Origin of the sequence: Candidatus Darwinibacter acetoxidans (genome assembly GCF_041936445.1) — a bacterium.
GTDB lineage: Bacteria > Bacillota > Limnochordia > Darwinibacteriales > Darwinibacteriaceae > DTU010.
This window is the reverse complement of record NZ_JBHGXH010000180.1, coordinates 1-1,438: the sequence shown is the minus strand read 5'-3', so window position 1 is coordinate 1,438 and position 1,438 is coordinate 1. Positions and strand designations below refer to the sequence as shown.

Sequence of the window (1,438 nt, the reverse complement as noted above, 5' to 3'; positions counted from 1 at the left end):
CTTTCGCTGAAGCGCAGGAAACAGTCGATGTTGATTCGCCGGGCCTTCAGCTTTGAACGCGCCTTCCCCAGAAGCGGCCAGCCGTATTGGTCCACGCACCACCAGTATGACTTTCTGCAGCCAGCGGGCCAGATCAGCCCCTCGCGCTCGAATCGTTCCATCATTTCCGGCGGGCAGGCGGCTTCCAGGGTGCCGGTGGTCTTGAGCTTGCCGTCGTCCTTTAAGACCTCCTGCACCCGGCCAGCGTCGATCAGGTGCTGCAAGACTTCCTGTTGGGCAGCATACTTTAGACCCGGCCTGCCGGTTTTGGCAGGTGTCGCCTCGTGGAAGTTGCCGCAGCCCCATTCGCGGGCCATGCGCCGGGAAAACCGCACGCACTCGGGGTATTCCACGCCGGTATTGCCGTAGATAACCGCCATGCGCTCGGCCTCGGTAGGAAAATGCGTCCGGATCAGGTGCCATAAGACCGTACTGTCTTTGCCGCCGGAAAAGGCCAGGGCAGGACGGTGGCGGCATACGGCCAAGGCCCCCCTGACGGCTTCGACGGCTTTGCCGATCTTATAGTCAAGATCGCGGGCCTGCTCTTTTTCGAGATCGCGGAAACTAATGTATGACATGCGCCGCCCTCCCCGTAATCACCCTCATGCACCCCGCCACCTTCTCGGCCCAGCCCGGATCTTCTGCATACCAGCGCCCGATCTCCGTCAGCGTTCCGGGCCTCCCCGCCAGTAGCCGGGCCAGGTAGTCGATGCAGTCCGCCCGGCTCTCGAACGTCATCCCCAGCCCCGGCCGATATGCCCCCAGCCCGGCCAGGTTGTTTCGCTCCCGGGCCAGCCGCGAGGTTCCCCAGCCCGATTCGTGAGCGCAGATCGCGGCGAGGATGACGGCGTTTATGCCGCATGCTTTCTCGGCGCCATAGAAGGCTTGTCCCAGGCCGGCCAGTGCAGTTCCAGCAAGCGCCATCTCCAGGCGCTCAGCCGTAAAGCCCGAGGGCATGTCCAAAGGCATGGTGGCGAGGGTAATTTGGCCACCTCGGGCGGGCATGGCCTGGCCGGAGGTGATGCGCTCCATCTGGCGCAGATTCAGGAGCATGTTCTCGAGGTCGGCTAGGCGCTCAGCGGCATCGTTGAGCTGGTCCCGGGCCTGGCGAAGCTGCTCCAGATAAATCTCAGCCTCCCGCTCCGCCCGCTCCAGAGCTTCGAGCCGCTCCTGTCGGACGATAGCCAGGTAGCTGCCGGTGCCGACAGATAGGACGATCACAGCCAGGGCGGTGGAGAAGAGGAGGTATTGCCAGCGTTTCACTTGATCAACCCCTCCGCTTTCATTTTTCGGTAGCTCTTGCCCCGGTTCTCCACGATCTCGCACATTTCAAGCACGCGGTCCATCGCCCGGTCGCCGATCTTCGCTTCCAGCTCGTCGAGGGTGCTGTTGGTAGTGA

2 protein-coding genes are annotated in these 1,438 nt (G+C 63.0%); both read right to left on the bottom strand.

Going from position 1 to position 1,438, the window contains the following annotated elements; all coding sequences use genetic code 11:
• On the bottom strand, positions 1-617 hold a 617-nt coding region (locus ACE4YL_RS06560; RefSeq protein ID WP_461369410.1), incomplete at its 3' end, for a phosphoadenosine phosphosulfate reductase domain-containing protein.
• Complete coding sequence (locus ACE4YL_RS06555; RefSeq protein WP_461369409.1) at positions 604-1,302, bottom strand: glucosaminidase domain-containing protein; 699 nt, start codon at positions 1,300-1,302, stop codon at positions 604-606. The genes ACE4YL_RS06560 and ACE4YL_RS06555, both read right to left, overlap by 14 nt.
• Between the last annotated feature and the right edge of the window lie 136 nt (positions 1,303-1,438).